The sequence below is a fragment of the Halomonas saccharevitans genome, assembly GCF_032333995.1.
Classification (GTDB): domain Bacteria; phylum Pseudomonadota; class Gammaproteobacteria; order Pseudomonadales; family Halomonadaceae; genus Halomonas; species Halomonas saccharevitans.
Genome location: NZ_JAVXUR010000003.1, coordinates 244084 through 262613, shown reverse-complemented (window position 1 = coordinate 262613; position 18530 = coordinate 244084). Strand labels below are relative to the sequence as shown.

Here is an 18530-nt window from a genome sequence, read left to right as displayed (position 1 = left end):
ACGACAGCGGGAACGGGGGCTCACCGATGGACGAAAAAGCACACAGGCTGGAGCGGCTCGCCACGGTAAGGCCGCGCCTGGTCTCCTTCGCCCTCATGCACTTGCGTGATCGAAGCCAGGCAGAGGATGCCGTTCAGGAGGCCATGATGTCTGCCATCGAGAAGAACGACAGCTTCGCCGGACGCTCCGGCTACGAGACCTGGGTCTTCGGCATCCTCAAGTACAAGATCCTCGACACCATGCGCGCCCAGAAGCGCCAGGGCCGCTGGCAGCCGCTGGCGGACGAGAACGACGACGAGGCGATAGACCGGCAGTTCCAGCAGAACGGCCGCTGGCAGCAGGAGGCCCGTCCGCAGAGCTGGGGAGAGCCCGAGGCCGCCTTCGAGACTGAACGATTCTGGCAGGTCTTCGACGCCTGCATGATCGCCCTGCCGGACAGCGCCGCACGGATCTTCTCCCTGCGCGAGCTGATGGGGCTCTCCACCGAGGAGATCTGCCGGGAGCTCGGCATCAAGGAGAACAACTGCTGGGTGATGTTGCATCGCGCCCGGTTGAGGCTGCGCGCCTGCATCGAGCGGGGCTGGCTCGAGGGAGACGCCTCATGATGATGTGCAAGGAAGCGACTCGCCTGATGTCGCTGCGGCAGGACCGCTCGCTCAGCTTCCAGGAGAAATTCTCGCTGCGGCTGCACCTTGCCATGTGCAGCGCCTGCCGGGAGTGCGACCGGCAGTTCACGCTGCTCCACGGCGTCGACCGGCACTTCGGCACCGAGGACGACGATGAGCCGTCGGCATGAGTCACCGGCCCGCGGCGGCGCCGGCCAGGCCCTCGAGCACGCCGGCGATCTTCTCCAGGGGCAACCCGCACTCATCCAGGGCGTGGCGCTCGGCCAGGTAGTGGGGGGAGCTCCACTCCAGCCGAACGCCCTGGTCGGTCTCCCGCACCACCATCTTCTGCGGCAGGTCCAGCGCCACGCTGCCCTGGCACTGCATCATCGGCGTGCCCACCGCCGGGTTGCCGAAGATGAAGGTCCGGGTCGCCGGCAGCGAGCGCTCCACGCGCTGGGCGTTGGCCGCGTGGTCGACGACGCTCATCAGGGTCAGCCCCCGCGCCTCGATCGCCTCGCGCAGCCGCTGATCGACGCGCTCGAACGCATCACTCGAATCGAGATGCATGATGCCGTGCGACGCCGCCTGCGCGACCGGCGCTACGGCCATGAGCAGGCTCAGGGCCGCCCCAAGCAACGCTCTACGCATGATATCGCTCCTCTTGCCGTATGCTGGTGGGGTATCGACCCGCTCAGCGTGGTCGAGGCTCGCGGTCCTGACAAGCCTCCGCGGCCTCGAGTTCGCCCCCCGATTCCAGGAGTGACCGTGCGATGACGCGACACCCCCTTTCCACCCGCCGTCTGATACTGGCCGCGCTCTGCGCCGGACCGATCCTGGTCGGGGCCGGCCAGAGCCTCGCCGACGAAGCCCTGCACTTCTCGCCGGAGGAGATCCGCGGCTGGTCGACCCGCGTCTTCGCGGGCGAGACCGAATATCGGGTCGTCGAACTGGACGGCACGCAGGCGCTCCGGGCCCGCGCCCGCCGACAGGCCTCGGCGAAATACCTGGAGCGCGAGATCGACCTCGGCGAGACGCCGTACCTGCAATGGTGCTGGCGAGTCTCGGAGGTGCACGAGGGGCTCGACGAGACGAAGAAGTCGGGGGACGACTACCCGGCCAGGGTCTACGTGGCTCGAAAGACGGGGCTGCTGCCCTGGCAGGTGGAGTCGGTGAACTACGTCTGGGCCTCGAGCCAGCCGGCCGGCAGCGCCTGGCCCAACGCCTTCACCGACCGCGCTCAGCTGCTGGCGCTGCAGAGCGGCGACGCCCAGGTGGGCGAATGGGTGGCGGAGGTGCGCGACGTCGGCGCGGACTACAGGCGACTCTTCGGCAGTCGAGCGACCCGCATCGACAGCCTGGCCCTGATGAGCGACGGCGACAACGCCGGCGTCGATGCCACGGCCTGGTTCACCCACCTGGCCTTCTCCGCCTCGCCCACGCCGCCCTCCTGCCCCTGACGCGCTCAGTCGATAGCGACGAACAGCCGATCGCCATAGCGCCAGATCAGAGTGCCGACCGCGATGGCAACATAGCAGACGAAGGGGATGGCGCGCCGGGTGCGGTCGCCGCTTCCCGCTGCCAGTGGCGCAGGGTGGAGGGGTGCACGCCGAACGACGCCGGCAGGGCGATGCCGATCTGCTCGGCCAGCAGGCCGATGATCGCCATGTGATGCACGGTATGGCTGGCCAGGAAGGCCAGTTCACGGGCCAGGCTGGACGGCAGGGCGAGGCGCGCCTCATCGTCCGCGACGCGATCAGAGGCCGGCGCGTCGGCGTCCTGGCAATGGCGCAGGGTCAGGCGCTCGGGCGACGCCTGGCCCTGAAGCGACGAGAGCCAGGCGTCGAGGGCGGCCAGACGCCGGGCGGCCTCGTCGGGCCGGGCTTCGAGGGCCGGGTCGCGACGACGCTGCTCGTAGTCGAGGGTCTCGGCGCCCGCCTCGAGCCCGCCGATCAGCGCCTCATAGTGGTCGATGATATGGCGAACGTGCTTGCCGAGGGTGTGACGCCCATGGACGCCGAAGACTCGGCGATAGGCCTCGGGGGCCAGGTCGTCGAGCAGGCTATTGAGCTGGGCCAGCGCCATCCGGTTCTCCTCGATGAGGCCCGGGGCGGTTCGCGATGGCAAGGTTGCGGGAATTGGCATGGTGGCTGTCCTGTCGGGTCCGTGTCGGGCCCGCCCGAAAGCGGGGAGGAAGCCGGGGCCGTCACCCGTGGTGACGGCCCGGCCTCTCAGGGAAGGGGCGATGGCGAGATCACCCCTCGGCCTCGGTTTCTGCTTCGCCCTCGGCTTCCCCCTCGGCTTCCCCTTCGGGTTCACCCTCGGCCTCTCCTTCGGCCTCGGCATGCGCCTCGGCCAGCATCAGGGGCGCCTCCTGGCCGCTGGTGAAGCCGCTGGAGGCGCCCGTCCCCTCGGCGGGCTCGCTGGCCACGGCCTGGAAGGCCGCCCCGCTCGCCACCAGCAGCAGCGCCGGTGCCGTATAGCCGAGCTGGCGGCCGAGCCGGCCCAGCAGGTTACGGCGTTTCTCGTCGTGCAGTGTCATGGTTCTGACCTCCTCGATTGGCAGTCTCGACACGTCCCGTCGACGCGCGCTCGCTATCCACGCTCGACGTCCGCGCTCGAATGGCATGCTCGACACGCCGTGCGTGGCGTCATGCCCTGGACCAGTCCGGGGGACCGGCCCCGTCACCGACGCCGCCGCGGCGGCGCCGTATGCTCGTGCCCCGCTACTCTACCGCCGCCGCGGAACTCGCGACCGGGGCTTCGGGGGCGATATGCGTGGCCAGCCAGGCGGCCAGCGACGCGGACGACGGCCCCTGCGCCTCGCTCCCTGTTTGTATCGCTTCTGTCTCGCTCCCGCTGTCTGTCGGGATGGCGCTCAGGGCCAGGGTGGAAAGCCAGTCGCCGAGGGCCGTCACGCCGTGGCCCTCCAGCATCTGCCCTTCCCCGGCCAGGCAGTGCGGCAGCAGCGCACCCAGGGCCTCCAGCATGGCGACCGGGGCCAGGGGCTCCTGGACGTGCTCGCCGCCCGGCAGCAGCACGCCGCGCAGGGTCACGCCGGCCGGCATCCTCGATGCGGGCCGAGAGCTCGCCGGTTCGTCGGCGGCGTCCGCCAGGGGGAGATCCAGGGGCTCGGCCCGCGTCGGGTCCGAGAGCTCCAGGCGCACGCCGCGGGTCAACCGGCCGTCGCCGGCCTCGCGCAGCCGCGTGAGCAGGCGGCGGCGCGGCTCGCCCTCGGGGAGCAGACAGAGCACCGCAGTGTCGTCGGGCATCACCAGCAGGGGCGCATCGATCACCGGGCGGTCGGGACTCGCGACTCGGCGCAGCAGGTGCGTCGTCAGCGCGGGAGCCAGCTGGGCCAGCGTCAGCCGCGAGGCCAGCAGCCGATCGGCGTCGGCCAGGGCGTAGCCCGCCGTCTCGCGCAGCACCCGAAGCCGCGGAAGCCGACTCGCCGCCTCGTCGGCGAGGGGTGTCAGCCGCTCCCCGAATCCGCTCGCGAGCCTCGCGACGGCCGGCGCGCTCGCCACCGACAGCGCCCACTCCTGCCCCGCCAGACCCAGCGCGAAGAGGCGCTCGACGGGGGGCGTCTCGGACGCCGCCGCCGCGGCCCCGGCTCCCGGGTCAGACACGCCCGCGGCGCCCCGCTGGCAGAGCAGGCCGGCGCGGCACCAGTCGTGAAGGGTGCTCCAGACCTCCCGGCGCAGGCTCTCGTGATCGGTCACGCGCTCGTCCGTTGCCCCGTTCGCGGCGCTCGCCAGCGCCTCGACGATGGCGTCGAGATCGAGCCCCTCGGTCGCCAACAGCCAGATCAGCGCCGCCGTGTCGTTGGGCCGGTAGAGATCGCCGCGGCGCGTGTCGTAGAGGGCGAGGCGCTCCTCGTCGACGATCTCCACGACGTGGCGACGCGCAAGCCGCGGGGCCGGCAGCGAACGCCCGACGAGCCCCTCGGCCAGCCGCCGGTCGGCGAGGCTCGGCAGCGTGAAATAGGGCAGGTAGCACTCGGGATCGGCGGCCGGCAGCAGCCGCCGGAAGCCGCCGGCGCGGGCCCGCTCCGCCTCGGCCTCGGCGACCAGCGCCGCGGCCGCCCCCGGCGCCTGGTCCTCCTCCTCGCTTGCCGTCTCGTTCGATGCCTTTCTCACCGCTCGGCCGGGAATGTCGATGAGCGTCACCAGGTCCCGAACCAGCCCGCCCTTGACGGCCTCCTCGACCCGCCCGCCCGACTCCGGGGCGGCGCAGATGCCAAGTGACGGACTCAGGTTGCACTCGAGGATCCACGGCTTGAGGGTGTCATCTACCAGGCAGTCGAGCCCTAACAGCTCGTAGCAACCGCGGGGGTCGGCGCCGACTTCGGCGGTGCGGGCGCGCATGGCGTCCACGGCGGAGATCGCGGTCAGCGCCACCAGGTCCTCGATGCGGGCGAACAGGGCATCGTCGTCATGCCCCTGATCCTTGAGCCACTGGCGGTAGCGATCGAAGTCGATGAACTCCACCGGCACCTCGGCGCGGTCGTTCAGGGCATTGATATCCGGATTGGTCAGCTGGCTGTAGGGGTTATCGGCATCGTCGGGATCCCAGGGCTCCGAGGCCAGCTTGGCGAAGCCCTGGCGGTAGAGATAGACACGCAGCGGCGCAAGCGAGCTGATCAGCACATAGAGGCGCAGCACATACTTGTGGCCGCGGATGGTGTGGGGGTTGGCCAAGTACTCCTGCACCAGCCAGTCCCGGGCGAGGGGCGCCTCGCCGACATCCTTGAGCAGCCGTATGCCCTTGCCCTTTGAGGCGTTGGTGGGCTTGAGGATCCAGCGCTGCTCGGGGTGATCCTGGGCGGCCTGCTGCAGCGCGTGGTAGTCACCGGGCATCACATAGGCGCGGGGAAAGAAGGCCAGCCGCCGGGCGAGCTCATGCTCGGGCCCGTGGCTCTCGTGGATGCGCTCGCGCAGGGTGGAGAGGCTCTCGTGCAGGCGACTCTTGACGGTGAGCGCCGCATTGCCGGGGAAGTGATTCATCGTGCGCGTCGGCGAGACCCGCCGGAACTGCCCGGCCTCCGGCATGCCGGTGATCCAGGCGGCGTCCCAGTCGTGCTCGTCCCCGACCTGCCAACCCAGGGGCTCCAGGGCCTCGCGAAAGAAACGGTCCTGCTCGGCGGCCCGCTTGCCGCCCAGCCAGAAGCGTCTCGGCGAATGTGGCTCCGTCATGCTCGGATTCTCCTGTGCGGCCACCGCGATGATGATGCCGTGGCTGATGAACTCTGGTCGCTCTGTCGTCGCGGCCACGCGCTCCTTACAGCGATAGCAACCGCCAGGCGATCTGTCGCGCCTTGATTTCTGGAACGATCGACTCATTGATGGCCGCAAGGCGACGCCATGGCGAAGAGCCGTGCTACGTGCCTCGGCCCGATACGACGACGCCCTGGCCGGTTGACCGGCCAGGGCGTCGTCATGAGGGACTCATCGCCGCGTTACGCGGCGGCTCAGGCCAGCCGCTCGGCCAGGGCGTCGAGGTCGGCCACGGTAAAGTCCGGATCGATCCCCCAGGGATCGAAGGGCGCATCCGGGCTGCGCCGCACCCAGGCGGCATGCAGGCCGGCGTGACGCGCACCGATCACGTCGAAGGCGTTGCTGGAGATCAGCCAGGTGTCGCCGGGCTCGCTCTCCAGCCGATAGCGCAGGTGGGCGTAGACCGCCGGGTCGGGCTTGAAGCGCTTGATCTCGTCGACACTGACCACGTCATCGAAGCGCTCGCGAATCCCGGCCTGCGCGAGCAACCCCTCGACCGCCTCGCGGCTGCCATTGGAGAAGGCCACGCAGCTCACACCCGCTGCGACGAGACGATCCAGTGCGGCCGCGGCTTCCGGGAAGGCCGGCAGGCGCTCATAGACGCCCATCAGGTGCTCCTTGTCGGTCTCCGAGAAACGCGTCTGCAGGGCGCGATCGGTGAACTCCAGCGCCTCGCGGGTGCAGCGGGCGAAGTCGACGTAGGCCCCCATCAGGCCCCGGCGGAAGCTGTACTCCAGCTGCTTATCGCGCCAGCGGCGCGAGAACTCGGGAGCCAGCTCCGAGCGGTCCTGCCCGGCGAGACGCTGCTCGAGCTCGGCGACCACGCCATGGGTGTCGATCAGGGTCCCGTAGACGTCGAAGGCCAGTACCGTTGCCATCTCCTTGCTCCTTCCATCGGTGAACGCTCCCAGCGTGCGCCAGGACGCACGCCGCGACAAGTCGGCGCGAGGGCCGGGCTCAGCCTGCCAAAAGCCGCGCCGGGACGAGCCGGCAGCGGCGAGAATCAGTACGGAGCAACGCCGGCCCCTGGCGGGGCCAGCGACGGGCGCGCCGTCAGGCGACGGTGGCGGCCATGCCCTTGACGACGCCCTCGCGGACCAGCTCGTCGAGCACCGCGTCCACGGCGCGACGGGCCCGAGCGACGATCTCGTCGACCTCCTCGCGGCTGGTGGTCAGCGGCGGCGCGAAGCCCAGGATGTCGCCCTGGGGCATGGCGCGGGCGATCAGGTTCTCCTGCATCGCCGCGGCGGCGATGCGCGGGCCGACCTTGAGCGTGGGATCGAAGTTCTGGCGACGAACCGGATCGGCGGCGAACTCCAGCGCCGCCAGCATGCCCACGCCGCGCACGTTGCCGACGATGGGGTGGTCGCCGAAGGCGGCCTGCATCTGCTGCTGCAGGTAGGCGCCGGTCTCGGCGGCGTTTTGGGTCAGCCCCTCGCGCTCGATGATCGCCAGGTTGGCGAGCCCCGCGGCGCAGCCGAGGGCATGCCCGGAGTAGGTCCAGCCGTGACCGATCGGGCCGTACTCGCCGGTCCCCTGCTCCAGGACCTTCCACACGCGGTCGCCGACGATCACCCCGGAGAGCGGCTGGTAGGCGCTGGTCAGGCCCTTGGCGATGGTGATGAGGTCGGGCTTGATGCCGTAGAAGTGGCTGCCGAAGTCGGCGCCGATGCGCCCGAAGCCGCAGACCACCTCGTCGGCGATCAGCAGCACGTCGTACTTGGCCAGCACCGCCTGGATCTCGGTCCAGTAGCCCTCCGGCGGCGGCACGATGCCGCCAGTGCCGAGCACCGGCTCGCCGATGAAGGCGGCCACGGTGTCCGGGCCCTCGGCGAGGATCATCTCCTCGAGCCTGGTCGCGCAGTGCTTCGAGAACTCGCGCTCGGTCATGCCCTCGAGCTCCGCGGCCCGCTGGTAGTAGAACGGCGCCTCGGTGTGGCGGATGGTGTCGATGGGCAGGTCGAAGTGATCGTGGAACGCCTTGAGGCCGGTCAGCGAGCCCGAGGCGATGCCGGAGCCGTGGTAGCCGCGCATCCGCGAGATCACCTTCTTCTTCTGCGGCAGGCCGCGCACGTTGTTGTAGTAGCGCACGATCTTCAGCTGAGTCTCGTTGGCGTCACTGCCCGACATGCCGTAGTAGACCTTGGACATGCCGGGGCCGGCGAGCTCTAGGATCTTCTCGGAGAGCGCGATCTGCGGCTCGTTGGAGTGCCCCACGTAGGTGTGGTAGTAGGACATCTTCAGGGCCTGCTCATAGATGGCCTCGGCCACCTCGGTCCGGCCGTAGCCGATATTGACGCAGTACAGGCCGGCGAAACCGTCGATGAACTCGCGGCCATCCTTGTCGACGATGTGGATGCCCTGGCCGCCGGTGATCACCCGGCCCGGCGCGTCGCCATGGGCGAAGTCACGCAGGTGGGTGGAGGCGTGGAAGGTCACCTTGCGGTCGCGCTCGATCAGGTCCCGGTGCTGCTGGTTCATGTGTTTCCTCTGCTCATTTCAGGCTCCCCGGCTCCTGCCAGGAAGGATGTTCATCGAATTCGAATGCTGGTTGGCATCGCCGTCATGCACCATCTCGCGATGCCCGAGGACGAAACCCTGAGGCTTCGCTTGCGGCCTGCGCGTCGGGTCGGATCAAGGTCCCTCTTGCCGACCCTCGATCGACATCCTTGTCGATCGCCGCGCGCCGCGGCGCTTGCCTCAGCGCCCTCGGGTAGATATCGCTCGCTGGCACATCCCGGCGCTGTCTCGAAAGCTAGCTCCCGGACACGGAGCCCAGGGCGCCGAGGCAGTAATACTTGGTCTCCAGGTACTCGTCGATGCCGGTCACCCCGCCCTCGCGGCCGAGGCCGGAGTGCTTGACGCCGCCGAAGGGCACCGGGGGGCCGGTCATCTTCACCGAGTTCACCGAGACCATGCCGAACTCCAGGGCCCGCAGGACCTTCCAGATGCGGCGGATGTCGTGGGTGTAGAGATAAGCCGCCAGGCCGTACTCGGTGTCGTTAGCCATCTCGATGACCTGATCGTCGTCCGCGTAGGCGGTGATCCCGGCCACCGGCGCGAAGCTCTCCTCGTGCCAGAGCTTCATGTCGCGGGTCACGCCCGTCAGCAGCACCGGCATGAAGAAGTTCTCGCCGGGGGCCTGGCTCTGGTCGCCGGCCACCATCGTCGCGCCCTTGGAGATGGCGTCGTCGACGATGGCCGCGGCCTTCTCCACCGCCTGGCGATGGATCAACGGGCCCAGGTCGATCTCGCCCTCCTGGCCGTTGCCCACCGTCAGCGCTGCCATGCGCTCAGCGAAGTGCGCGACGAACGCGTCATGGATCGACTCGTGGACCAGGATGCGGTCCGCGGCCAGGCAGTCCTGCCCGGCGGTCTGGAACTTGGCCGCCACCGCGGCGAAGGCCGCCTCCTTGGGGTCCATGTCCGGCCCGACGATGAAGGGGGCATTGCCGCCCAGCTCCAGCGAGACGCGCTTCACGGTGTTGGCGCACTGCTCCAGCAGCAGCCGGCCGACTCGGGTGGAGCCGGTGAAGGAGAGCGCCTTGACGCGATCCTCGCCGCACAGGATCCGCGACACCTCGGGCGGGTCGCCCAGCACCACATTGAACACCCCGGCCGGGATACCGGCCCGCTCGGCAAGCTCCGCCAGTGCCAGCGCCGAGAACGGGGTCTCGCCGGCGGGCTTGACGATCACCGTGCAGCCGGCGGCCATGGCGGCGGCGGCCTTGCGGGTGATCATCGCCAGCGGGAAGTTCCAGGGCGTGATCAGCGCGGCGATGCCCACCGGCTCCTTGAGGGTGCCGAGCGCCGCATTGGGAATGTGGCTGGGGATCGTCTCGCCGAAGGTGCGCTTGCCCTCCTCGGCGAACCAGCGCACGAAGCTCGCCCCGTACTCCACCTCACCCCGGGCATCGGGCAGCGGCTTGCCCTGCTCAAGGGTCATCAGCAGCGCGAGATCCTCGCGATTGGCCTGCAGCAGGTCGTACCAGGCAAGCAGGCGCTCGCAGCGCTCGTCGGCGCGCAGGGCGCGCCAGTGCACGAAGGCGGCCTCGGCGGCGTCCACGCTGGCGGTGATCTGGTGGGGCTCCAGCCAGGGGATGTGACCCAGCGTCTCTCCGGTGGCCGGGTCGAACACGGCCTCCTCGCGGTTGCCGTCGCCGTGGGTCCACTTGCCGTCCACGTAGGCGTACTGACGGAACAGACGCGGATCGCTGAGCTTGTTGGACAGAGTCATGTGCTACCTCCCCTGACGCGCCGGCGTGTGTCAGCGCCGGCGATGTTCCGGCGCGGTTCTGGGCGCCGAGAAAATGGTTCCGGCGCGGTTCTGGGCGCCGAGAAAACGAAGAAACGGACGGGCCGCCTGTTCACACGATCAGGTCGGCTCGATGGGTACAGGGTAAGGGATATGGCGGGACGGGATTTTTCGTTGGGCCGGACGAGAGGCGCAGGATTTTTTGTCCTGCGCCGGGAAGATGCGGTTTTTTCTGTTGCTACGTCATTCAGCCCCGTGGCTCAGCCCAGCGGCGGGTCGCTGAGGGCCTCCTCGGTGAACACCAGCAGGCCGAGTTCGGGCCGGTAGCCGTGGATCTCGGTGACGTCCAGGGCCTGCAGGAAGTAGAGGATCTCCTCGCTGACCACCTGGCCGGGGACCAGCACCGGGAAGCCCGGCGGATAGGGAATCACGAAACTCGCCGAGACCACGTCGCGGCCGTCGCGCATCTGTGCCTGCAGCTCGCCGTTGTCGAAGCGCAGGTACTCGGTGTTCTCCTCGTCATAGCTCAGGAAGTAAGCGCGGCGGATGTCCCCTTCGGGGGTCTGGCTGCCGGCCACCGGGCGGAAGGCATCGTGGAAGCGGCTGAAGTCCGGCAGCGGCGGCAGCTCACAGGTCAGCGAGTGGACGCGATTCTCGATGATCTTGCGCTCGGGACGGCTGCTCTCCTCCCAGCGATACTCGAACTCCTTGGCCAACTTGATCAGCACGTCGAGCAGGTAGGCGATAGCGCCCCGCGAGGTGCCGATGTTGGTCATGAACAGCACGGTATTGCGCGAAGTCTTGTTGATCTGGATGCCGTACTTGTTCATCAGGTATTCGTTCTTGAAGGTATCGCCGTCGATGCCCGTGGTACCGATGGCGATAGTGATGCGGCTGGGGTCGACGACGAACTCATCATTGGCCCAGGCCTCCTCCATCTTGTTCCAGCCGGTGACCGGATCGTAGAAGGTCTCGACCCCTGATTCCCGGTACTCCAGCGGCACCATGTCCTTGTTGATCAGCACCCGGAAATACTTCTGCAGCAGCGGATGCGTATAGAGCTGCTCGCGCAGCGTCAGAGCGGCCTCGACCTGGGCATGCACCAGCTCGAAGCCCTCCATCTCGGCCTGCATCCGCCCCACGTCCAGCGAGGCGATGATCTGGTAGTTCGGCGAGGTCGAGGTATGGGTCATGTAGGCCTCGTGGAACGGCGCCTCGACCTTCTGACGGTAGTCCTGATCCCAGATATGGATCATCGAGCCCTGGCGCAGCGAGGTCAGGGTCTTGTGGGTGGAGTGGGTGGCATAGGCGCGGATGCGCACCGTGTCGGGATCGGGCTTCAGGCGCCGCTCGAGCCAGGTGGCATCGTCGTCGGGGTCGAGGGCGTCGAACTCCGCCTTCCAGGCGTCGTACTCCTCGCGGTAGGCGGCGCTGCGGTAGCGATCACGCAGGGTGCGGGCGGCATGCATGGCCGTGCGCGGTCGATAGGTCGGGTTGAAGCCAGCGAAGGCGAACCAGGCCTCGTCCCAGAGGAAGACCAAATCAGGCTTGATCGCCAGGCACTCCTCCATCACCCGCCGCACGTTGTAGACCACGCCGTCGAAGGTGCAGTTGGTCAGCAGCAGCATCTTGACCTTGTGGAGCTGGCCCGAGCGCTTGTAGCCGAGCAGCGTCTTCTTGATCTCGTGCAGCGGCACGGCGCCGTACATGGAGTAGTCGTCGAGGGGATAGGAGTCGAGGTAGCTGACGTGAGCCCCGGCCAGCACCATGCCGTAGTGGTGCGACTTGTGGCAGTCGCGGTCGATCAGCACGATGTCGCGGGGCTTGACCAGCGCCTGCACCACGATCTTGTTGGCGGTGGAGGTGCCGTTGGTGACGAAGAAGGTCTGGCGCGAGCCGAAGGCCCGGGCGGCATACTCCTGAGCCTTCTTGATCGGCCCGTAGGGCTGCAGCAGGGAGTCGAGCCCGCCGGAGGTGGCCGAGGTCTCGGCGAGGAAGATGTTGATGCCGTAAAAGTCGATCATCTGCCCGGCCCAGTGGGAGCGGGTGACCGACTTACCCCGCGAGATGGGCATGGCATGGAAGACCCCGGTCGGCTTCTTGCTGTACTCGCGCAGGGCGTCGAAGAAGGGCGTGCGGTAGCGATTGTCGATGGCCCGCAAGATGGTGTGATGCTGCTCGATGTAGTCCGTCTCGCGGTAGAAGATGCGATTGAAGTGACGGATGTCGCGGCTGGCCGTGGCCTCCACGTCGCCGCTGGTGACCAGGAACTGATCGATCTCGGGACGCAGCTCGTGGATCATCGAGCTGAGCAGGATGCTGCGCTCGGCCTCGGACTGGTAGGCCAGGGACTGCTCGGAGATCCCCTCGAGGTAGCTGCGCAGGGCGCTGAGGTTGTATTTCGACTTGTAGGGAAACTCGTAGCGGATCAGGCAGGCTTGGATGTTGGGATTGACCAGCACCGCGATCAGCGCGTCCTCGAAGCTGCGCACCGTGACCACGTCATAGACGAAGCGATCTTCCGGGCGGCGCATGTTGTGGAAGGCCTCGCGGACTACCTCCTCCTCCGGGGCCGAGAGGTTGTCGACGATCAGCAGCTCGAAGTAGGGCTGGGCCGAGCTGTTGGAGGCGGGATGGCCACGCCGCAGCTGCGCCAGGGCATCCAGGGTCTCTAGGTCCTCGGCATCGGCATCGGTCTCGGAGAGATCGACCTGGCGCCGCCGGTAGGACTCGCTGATCAGCGCCCGCACCAGGCGCTTGACCACCTTCTCCAGCAGCCCGTACTCCTCGCGATCGAAGAGCGCCCAGAGATGACGAAAATCCTCCTTGGAGGGGAAGGCGTGGTAGTCCTCGATGATCTCGAGCCGCGTCAGCTTGACGTCGACCGCCTTGATCAGATTCTTGGCCCGGCCCTCGTCCTCCAGGCGCACCAGCTGCCCCAGATCGCGCTTCAGCGCATTCCAGGTGTCGGCACGCAGCTGGGAGATCTTGTGGTAGAAGCCCAGGGCGGTGTAGGGCGTCTCGGTTTGCGTCAACTCTTGCATGGCAACACCCATCCAGGTTCGTTGTTATTGAAAGGCGGCGGCGAGCGGGCCGGGATCAGCCGGCATGCAGGCCGCGCGCCCCGTAGCGCACGGTGATCCGCTCCTCGGGGAAGTGATCGAAGCCCAGATCGAGGGTCAGGCCGGGCCAGTGAAACTGCGCGCGTCCCGTCGTGGGGCGATAGACCGCGGTATAGACCGTGCCCAGCCCGCGGCGATAGTCGTGGCGAAAAAGCGGCGGCGACGAGAAGGCGGCGATCAGCCGCTCCTCGGTGGTGGTCTCGTCGTCCACCAGGATCGACAGCTGACGCTCGCGGATCAGCGTCTCCGAGGCGAGCGCATGGGCATACCACTCGATCTTCTTCTGGTGGTTGGTCGCCACCGGCACCCGCCGGATGCTGGCACGACGGTCCGGTCCGATCATCGCCGTGACGTAGCGCCCGGCGGCGTCGGCCACGGTGATGTTGTAGGCCATGTGGGTGGGGATGCGCGCCAGCACCTCGGCGGCCTCGGGCACGCTGTCGCAGAACTCCAGCAGGTAGCGCAGGATGATCGGCGCGCCGAAGCCCTGGCCTACCGACTTGCGCCCGCCGAAGGCCAGCGATACGGCGAGCCCTCGGTCATTCATGCCGTCGAGCACGCCCCACAGACAGTCGGTCATGGCGATCACCCGCCGCTCGTTCCAGCGGGTATAGAGGATGGTCCCCTCGCAGAGCTCCGGGGGGTAGTCGTAGTTGCGCGCCAGCAGCGTCGAGGTGGGACTTGCCAGCACCGCCTGGGAGCAGCCGGTGATGTAGGGCGGCGGCTGGTAGAGGCTCAAAAAGCGCGCGGCGAGATCGCCACCGCCGGTCAGCGTGCAGAGCGCCCGGTAGGTATCGAGCAGCTCCGGCATGTGCTGTCGCAGCGCGTTGTAGCAGGCGAGATACCCCGGTCGCTCGCGCTCCCCTTCGCTCAGGTACCACTGCTCGTAGGCCGGCCAGTGGTACGCGAACAGCCCCTGCCAGCGCGGCCCCGCCGTCTCCTCGTGCACGGTGCGGAAATCGAGCATCTTGTTCATGTCGCCCGGCGGCACCTCCCGCGACGAAGGGGAACCGATCCCGGTATTCACAGGATCTTGAAGTTGCCGCCGCCGACGGCGTGGCTGACGGCCACCTCTTCCACCACCGGATCCTGGAGCGACTGCCCCGCGTACTGGCCGCGGATGCCGTCGATCCACGCCTTGGCGCGGTCGTTGAGCTGAAAGTCGTCGTCCATCAGGCGTCCGCGGGTGATCAGGATGCCGAGATCGGCGCCCTCGTAGCGGAAGTCGCCGGCCCCGCTGATGCGCAGGAAGAAGCCCTCGCTCTCGTCCTCGGCGGCATGGGGGTGATAGTTATAGTGGTGGTAGCCGATGCTGCCGTCGCCGGCCATCTTCCAGACCCCGGTGCGCGGCGCCTGGGTCAGCAGGTCGACGCTCTCGTCGGTGTGTTTGATCACCAGCTGGCTCCAGCTGTCGACGCTCTCGGGATGCGCCCAGCGCTCGTTGATCTCGTTGATGTCGAGATCGAAGTCGACGTCGGAGAACTCCAGCAGGTGGAACAGGAACAGCGGTATGTCGGAGTGGGCGAAGGCCGCCACGTTGGTCAGCGAGCTGGCGCCGGTGACTCGTGGATTGAGCTCACCGAGATAGACCTCACCATTGTCCATGTCGATCAGGAAGTCGAGCTCGAAGTAGCCGCGATAGCCCTCCTCGCGCAGCGCCTCGCCGAACTGAAAGGTGTACTCGCGAGCCTTGTCGCGAACCGACTGATCGAAGGCGCCAGCGAACATCTCGTTGCCGCACCAGCCCCCCTTGTAGGGCGTCAGCGTCTTGAAGCCGACCAGCTCGGTCATCAGCGGGCCGACCACGGTGCCGCAGCGGGTGGCACAGGCCTCGATGGCGGAGCCGCGGCAGTTGATGCGCTTCATGATCTTGACCTCGGACTCGGCCTCGATCTCCTCGGCGTGCTTGTAGTAGTCGTCTTCGTTGGAGATGAAGAAGGTGGTGTGGCCGGAGTCGCCGAAGGCGGTCTGCACCACCAGGTCGTCGCCGAGCTCCTTGCTGACCTCGCACAGCTCCTGGTAGCTGCCCACCCGGGCCAGCACGTTGGGCACGCTGGGCACGCCAGCCTTGTTGCCGATGCGCACGGTCTCGATCTTGTTGTCCATGCGCGAGCGCAGCTTGGCCGGCGGGAAGGCCACCTTGAGGCCGAGCTGCTCGCAGACCTCCTCGGTGTGCTCGTCGAACATCAGGAAGGCCGCCACGCCGGCATTCTCGCCGTCGGCGCGCGACTGGATGAAGTCGATGACCTCCTTGTGCTCGAGGAGGTAGTTGTTGATGTCCTCGATGCTCTCGAAGTCGCGGGGGAACTTCTCCTTGGGCACGAAGACGTTGCGCTGCTGACCCTCGAAGCAATCGATGTAGTTGATGTGGCGGAAGTTGCCCACCCAGTCGCCGATGCCCAGCAGGTTGAAGTTGGTGGCCGAGATGAAGTAGATCGGCTCCTTGTTATTGAGGAAGTGGCGGCGTACATCGGCAATGGTTGTTATTTTGCTCATCGTGGTCGCTCCATCGGGTACAGAAGAGGCGCCGGGCGCCAGTGACGGGGAAGTGTCCGCGGGGGAATGGCCGAACAGGCGGCGCAGCAGTCGAGACAGGTACTCCAGCATGAGACCTCCAGTCGTCTTCGAGGCACCGCCCGCGGGCGAGGATCAGTACTCCTCGACGTTGGCTCGGACCGGCTTTGCCAGCGGGCCCAGGGTATCGAGGAATGGGCTCGAGCCGGTCTCGCTGCGGTACAGCGAGAAGTCTACCGCGCGGTCGCGAAAGCTCTTCAACGGCTGGCCCAGGCCGCGCAGACCGGTCTCGCGCTCACGGCGCACCCGGCTGATGTCGACCTCGATGGGCATGACCTCCTCTCCGGTGCCCGCCTGATGGATCACGTCGCCGGAGGGCCCCACCACGATGGAGCGTCCGTTGCCAAGGGCGCCGGCGCCATTGATATCGAAGAAGTAGCACTGGTTGACGGCCGCATTGGTGCGCGCGATCGATAGCTCGATGTCGCGGTCGATGGTGTCGGTCATGGTCGGGTGCAGGATCACCTCGGCGCCCATGGCGGCCAGGGTGCGGGTGGTCTCGGGGAACCACATGTCGTAGCAGATCGAGACCCCGAAGCGCGCCACGTTGGGCACGTCGAAGACCACGAACTCGCTGCCGCCCTCCACGCCCGCCTCATAGGGGCGGAAGGGAAACATCTTGCGAAAGCGAGACACCACCTGGCCGTGGGGATTGATCACCGAGAGGGTGTTGAAGATGCCGTCTTCGGTATGCTCGAACATCGAGCCGGGGATCAGCCAGATGCGATGCTGCTCGGCGATCTGGCAGAACAGCGCCTCGGCGCCGCTGGGCAGCGGTTGCGCATGATGGGGCGAGGCCCCCAGGGGCATCAGTTCGCTGAACAGGACCATCTGTACCTGAGGGAAGCGGCCCATCAGCACGTCGATCCGATGGCGCATGGCCTCGGTGTTGTCACCGTGGTGCAGGGCGTGCATCTGCACCCCGGCAATCGTGAAATAGGACATAGGAGCTCTCTGCGTCAGGCGATCTTGAACACTTCCGGGGCACTTTCGAACCCGAACCGACACCAACGATCGCGTGCCGGCAGGATCGCCCGGTCGGGTGGGCAAACGCCCACCCACCAAGTTCAGCTTATGACACACAAGGCGATGTCACATCAACGCTGCGATTGCGCTCTGACGCGAGAGAAGATCAGGCGAGATCGTCGGGGCAGAACCCCGGGGAGGGACGCTTCACCGCCTTGGTGACGATGTAGGTGAAGTAGCGTTCGATGCCGGCCTCGCCGGTCAGCCAGGCATCCATGAGGCGCTGGTAGGCGTCGATGGAGTCGGTCTCGAACTTGATCAGGTAGTCGACGCCCCCGCCGACGGCCACGCATTCGGTGACCTCGGGGGTGGCGTGAACCAGGGCCTCGAAGCGGGCGAAGCTCTCGGCATTGTGCGCCTTGAGCTCGATCTGCACCCATACCGGGGTGCGCTTGACGAGCGCATCGGGATTGATGCGCGCCGCGTAGCCCTCGATGATGCCGGCCTTCTCGAGCCGCCGTACCCGTTCCCAGCAGGGGCTGACCGAGAGGTTGATCGCCTCGGCCAGCTTCGACTTGGTGATCCGCCCATCGCGGGAGAGTATCTCGAGGATCTTCAGATCGTAGCGATCGAGCTTCATGCCAGCGACTCGACCACCTCGGCGATCACCGCAATGGTATCCCCCATGTTGACCTGCGCCGGAAAGCGCCGCGCGGCGAGGATGCCGCTGCGCTCGGCGCGGTACTCGACCGGCGGCGTGCCGCTGCGGGTCATGTCGTAGACCCGGGCGATCACCTGGCCCTGCTCCACCGCCTCACCCAGCGCCAGGGTCAGCTCCAGCAGGCCGGAATGCTCGCTCTGCACATAGCAGCTGGCATCGGGCATATCGAGATAAACCTGGGGCTCGGCGGGCATCTCCACCTGCCCCTCGATCAGCCCGTACTGGATCAGGAAGTTGCGCACGCCGCGCTCGGTGATCGCCAGGCTCTCCGGCGTGGAGGTGCCGCCGCCGCCGAGCTCGGTGGCCACGAAGATCTTGCCCTGGCGCTCCACCACGGTATCGAACAGCGCCGCCGCATCGAGCTCGAACATGATCATGGCGTAGGGCGCCCCGAAGGCCTTGGCCCCCTCCAGCGCCCGGCGCTGCTGGTCGGCGTCCTCCAGCACGTGGGAGGCGCCAAACGGGATGATGTCCAGGGTGCGCCCACCGGAGTGCAGGTCGAGCACCACGTCGCTCATCGGCACCATCACCCGGGTGAAGTAGTCGGCGATCTTCTCGGTCACGCTGCCATCCGGGTCGCCGGGGAAGCTGCGGTTGAGGTTGCCTCCGTCCATCGGCGAGGTGCGCCGGCCGGCCATCGCCGCCGGCACGTTCATCATCGGCACGATGATCACCCGACCCTGCACGTCTTTCGCCTCGAGGGAGCTGGCGAGTTTCATCAGCGCGGTGATGCCCTCGTACTCGTCGCCGTGGTTGCCGCCGGTCAGCAGCGCCGTGGGGCCGTCGCCGTTCTTGACCACGGTGATCGGGATCATCACCGCCCCCCAGGCCGACTCGTCGTTGGAGATCGGCAGCTTCAGGAAGCCGTGCTGCACGCCGTCGGCGTCGAAGTCGACGGTGGCGCTGATGGGGCTGGGACGCTTGGTCATGGTGAAACTCCTAGTTAGACAGTAGCGAGTAGACGCTCGCGGCTGATCCGGCGATAGGCCTCTCGGAGGCGCTGTGAACCCC

General features: G+C 67.6%; 16 protein-coding genes. 3 read left to right on the top strand and 13 right to left on the bottom strand.

Going from position 1 to position 18530, the window contains the following annotated elements:
• The first annotated feature begins 26 nt into the window (after positions 1–26).
• Entirely contained in the window at positions 27–605 is a 579-nt protein-coding gene (locus RSO68_RS09240; protein ID WP_315586380.1) for a sigma-70 family RNA polymerase sigma factor, read from the top strand.
• Positions 602–796 (top strand): zf-HC2 domain-containing protein, encoded by a 195-nt coding sequence (locus RSO68_RS09235; protein WP_315586379.1) that lies wholly within the window; start codon positions 602–604, stop codon positions 794–796. Before RSO68_RS09240 ends, RSO68_RS09235 begins: the two co-directional genes overlap by 4 nt.
• Position 797: 1 nt before the next feature.
• On the opposite strand, the gene RSO68_RS09230 is transcribed toward RSO68_RS09235, so the two are convergent.
• The gene (locus tag RSO68_RS09230; protein ID WP_315586378.1) at positions 798–1256 is read right to left on the bottom strand and encodes a DUF302 domain-containing protein; all 459 of its coding nucleotides are present in this window, start codon (positions 1254–1256) and stop codon (positions 798–800) included.
• 122 nt (positions 1257–1378) lie between these two features.
• Between RSO68_RS09230 and RSO68_RS09225 the strand changes: the two genes are divergently transcribed.
• Positions 1379–2065: a DUF3047 domain-containing protein gene (locus RSO68_RS09225; RefSeq protein WP_315586377.1), complete on the top strand. Its 687-nt coding sequence runs from the start codon at positions 1379–1381 to the stop codon at positions 2063–2065.
• A 46-nt stretch (positions 2066–2111) separates the two neighbouring features.
• Here the strand turns inward: RSO68_RS09225 and RSO68_RS09220 are convergent, their stop codons facing one another.
• From RSO68_RS09220 to doeB, 12 genes are all read right to left on the bottom strand, one after another.
• Positions 2112–2750 carry a DinB family protein gene (locus RSO68_RS09220; RefSeq protein ID WP_315586376.1) on the bottom strand — a complete coding sequence of 213 codons (639 nt, stop codon included), beginning with the start codon at positions 2748–2750 and terminating at the stop codon, positions 2112–2114.
• Between the two features lie 109 nt (positions 2751–2859).
• Positions 2860–3147: a hypothetical protein gene (locus tag RSO68_RS09215; RefSeq protein WP_315586375.1), complete on the bottom strand. Its 288-nt coding sequence runs from the start codon at positions 3145–3147 to the stop codon at positions 2860–2862.
• 184 nt (positions 3148–3331) lie between these two features.
• Entirely contained in the window at positions 3332–5800 is a 2469-nt protein-coding gene (locus RSO68_RS09210; protein WP_315586374.1) for a PqqD family peptide modification chaperone, read from the bottom strand.
• Positions 5801–6075: 275 nt separating this feature from the next.
• Positions 6076–6759 carry a haloacid dehalogenase type II gene (locus RSO68_RS09205; RefSeq protein WP_315586373.1) on the bottom strand — a complete coding sequence of 228 codons (684 nt, stop codon included), beginning with the start codon at positions 6757–6759 and terminating at the stop codon, positions 6076–6078.
• Positions 6760–6934: 175 nt separating this feature from the next.
• Positions 6935–8362 (bottom strand): aspartate aminotransferase family protein, encoded by a 1428-nt coding sequence (locus RSO68_RS09200; RefSeq protein WP_315586372.1) that lies wholly within the window; start codon positions 8360–8362, stop codon positions 6935–6937.
• 274 nt (positions 8363–8636) lie between these two features.
• Complete coding sequence (locus RSO68_RS09195; RefSeq protein ID WP_089846754.1) at positions 8637–10118, bottom strand: NAD-dependent succinate-semialdehyde dehydrogenase; 1482 nt, start codon at positions 10116–10118, stop codon at positions 8637–8639.
• A 278-nt stretch (positions 10119–10396) separates the two neighbouring features.
• Entirely contained in the window at positions 10397–13180 is a 2784-nt protein-coding gene (locus RSO68_RS09190; protein ID WP_315586371.1) for an aminotransferase class I/II-fold pyridoxal phosphate-dependent enzyme, read from the bottom strand.
• A 55-nt stretch (positions 13181–13235) separates the two neighbouring features.
• Positions 13236–14234 carry a C45 family autoproteolytic acyltransferase/hydolase gene (locus tag RSO68_RS09185; protein ID WP_245781438.1) on the bottom strand — a complete coding sequence of 333 codons (999 nt, stop codon included), beginning with the start codon at positions 14232–14234 and terminating at the stop codon, positions 13236–13238.
• Between the two features lie 47 nt (positions 14235–14281).
• The gene (locus tag RSO68_RS09180) at positions 14282–15754 is read right to left on the bottom strand and encodes a biotin carboxylase (RefSeq protein ID WP_315586370.1); all 1473 of its coding nucleotides are present in this window, start codon (positions 15752–15754) and stop codon (positions 14282–14284) included.
• Between the two features lie 153 nt (positions 15755–15907).
• Positions 15908–16777 carry a carbon-nitrogen hydrolase family protein gene (locus RSO68_RS09175; protein WP_089846760.1) on the bottom strand — a complete coding sequence of 290 codons (870 nt, stop codon included), beginning with the start codon at positions 16775–16777 and terminating at the stop codon, positions 15908–15910.
• A 187-nt stretch (positions 16778–16964) separates the two neighbouring features.
• On the bottom strand, positions 16965–17438 hold the full coding sequence (locus RSO68_RS09170) for an Lrp/AsnC family transcriptional regulator (protein ID WP_089846762.1): 474 nt from the start codon (positions 17436–17438) through the stop codon (positions 16965–16967).
• Positions 17435–18448 (bottom strand): N(2)-acetyl-L-2,4-diaminobutanoate deacetylase DoeB, encoded by a 1014-nt coding sequence (doeB, locus tag RSO68_RS09165; RefSeq protein ID WP_315586369.1) that lies wholly within the window; start codon positions 18446–18448, stop codon positions 17435–17437. The genes RSO68_RS09170 and doeB overlap by 4 nt, the downstream gene beginning before the upstream one ends.
• Between the last annotated feature and the right edge of the window lie 82 nt (positions 18449–18530).

What these genes read in the sequence shown, in the direction of transcription:
- RSO68_RS09240 (WP_315586380.1), top strand. Translation starts at nt 27, where the DNA reads ATGGACGAAAAAGCACACAGGCTGGAGCGGCTCGCCACGGTAAGGCCG.
- RSO68_RS09235 (WP_315586379.1), top strand. Translation starts at nt 602, where the DNA reads ATGATGATGTGCAAGGAAGCGACTCGCCTGATGTCGCTGCGGCAGGAC.
- RSO68_RS09230 (WP_315586378.1), bottom strand. Translation starts at nt 1,256, where the DNA reads ATGCGTAGAGCGTTGCTTGGGGCGGCCCTGAGCCTGCTCATGGCCGTA.
- RSO68_RS09225 (WP_315586377.1), top strand. Translation starts at nt 1,379, where the DNA reads ATGACGCGACACCCCCTTTCCACCCGCCGTCTGATACTGGCCGCGCTC.
- RSO68_RS09220 (WP_315586376.1), bottom strand. Translation starts at nt 2,750, where the DNA reads ATGCCAATTCCCGCAACCTTGCCATCGCGAACCGCCCCGGGCCTCATC.
- RSO68_RS09215 (WP_315586375.1), bottom strand. Translation starts at nt 3,147, where the DNA reads ATGACACTGCACGACGAGAAACGCCGTAACCTGCTGGGCCGGCTCGGC.
- RSO68_RS09210 (WP_315586374.1), bottom strand. Translation starts at nt 5,800, where the DNA reads ATGACGGAGCCACATTCGCCGAGACGCTTCTGGCTGGGCGGCAAGCGG.
- RSO68_RS09205 (WP_315586373.1), bottom strand. Translation starts at nt 6,759, where the DNA reads ATGGCAACGGTACTGGCCTTCGACGTCTACGGGACCCTGATCGACACC.
- RSO68_RS09200 (WP_315586372.1), bottom strand. Translation starts at nt 8,362, where the DNA reads ATGAACCAGCAGCACCGGGACCTGATCGAGCGCGACCGCAAGGTGACC.
- RSO68_RS09195 (WP_089846754.1), bottom strand. Translation starts at nt 10,118, where the DNA reads ATGACTCTGTCCAACAAGCTCAGCGATCCGCGTCTGTTCCGTCAGTAC.
- RSO68_RS09190 (WP_315586371.1), bottom strand. Translation starts at nt 13,180, where the DNA reads ATGCAAGAGTTGACGCAAACCGAGACGCCCTACACCGCCCTGGGCTTC.
- RSO68_RS09185 (WP_245781438.1), bottom strand. Translation starts at nt 14,234, where the DNA reads ATGAACAAGATGCTCGATTTCCGCACCGTGCACGAGGAGACGGCGGGG.
- RSO68_RS09180 (WP_315586370.1), bottom strand. Translation starts at nt 15,754, where the DNA reads ATGAGCAAAATAACAACCATTGCCGATGTACGCCGCCACTTCCTCAAT.
- RSO68_RS09175 (WP_089846760.1), bottom strand. Translation starts at nt 16,777, where the DNA reads ATGTCCTATTTCACGATTGCCGGGGTGCAGATGCACGCCCTGCACCAC.
- RSO68_RS09170 (WP_089846762.1), bottom strand. Translation starts at nt 17,438, where the DNA reads ATGAAGCTCGATCGCTACGATCTGAAGATCCTCGAGATACTCTCCCGC.
- doeB (WP_315586369.1), bottom strand. Translation starts at nt 18,448, where the DNA reads ATGACCAAGCGTCCCAGCCCCATCAGCGCCACCGTCGACTTCGACGCC.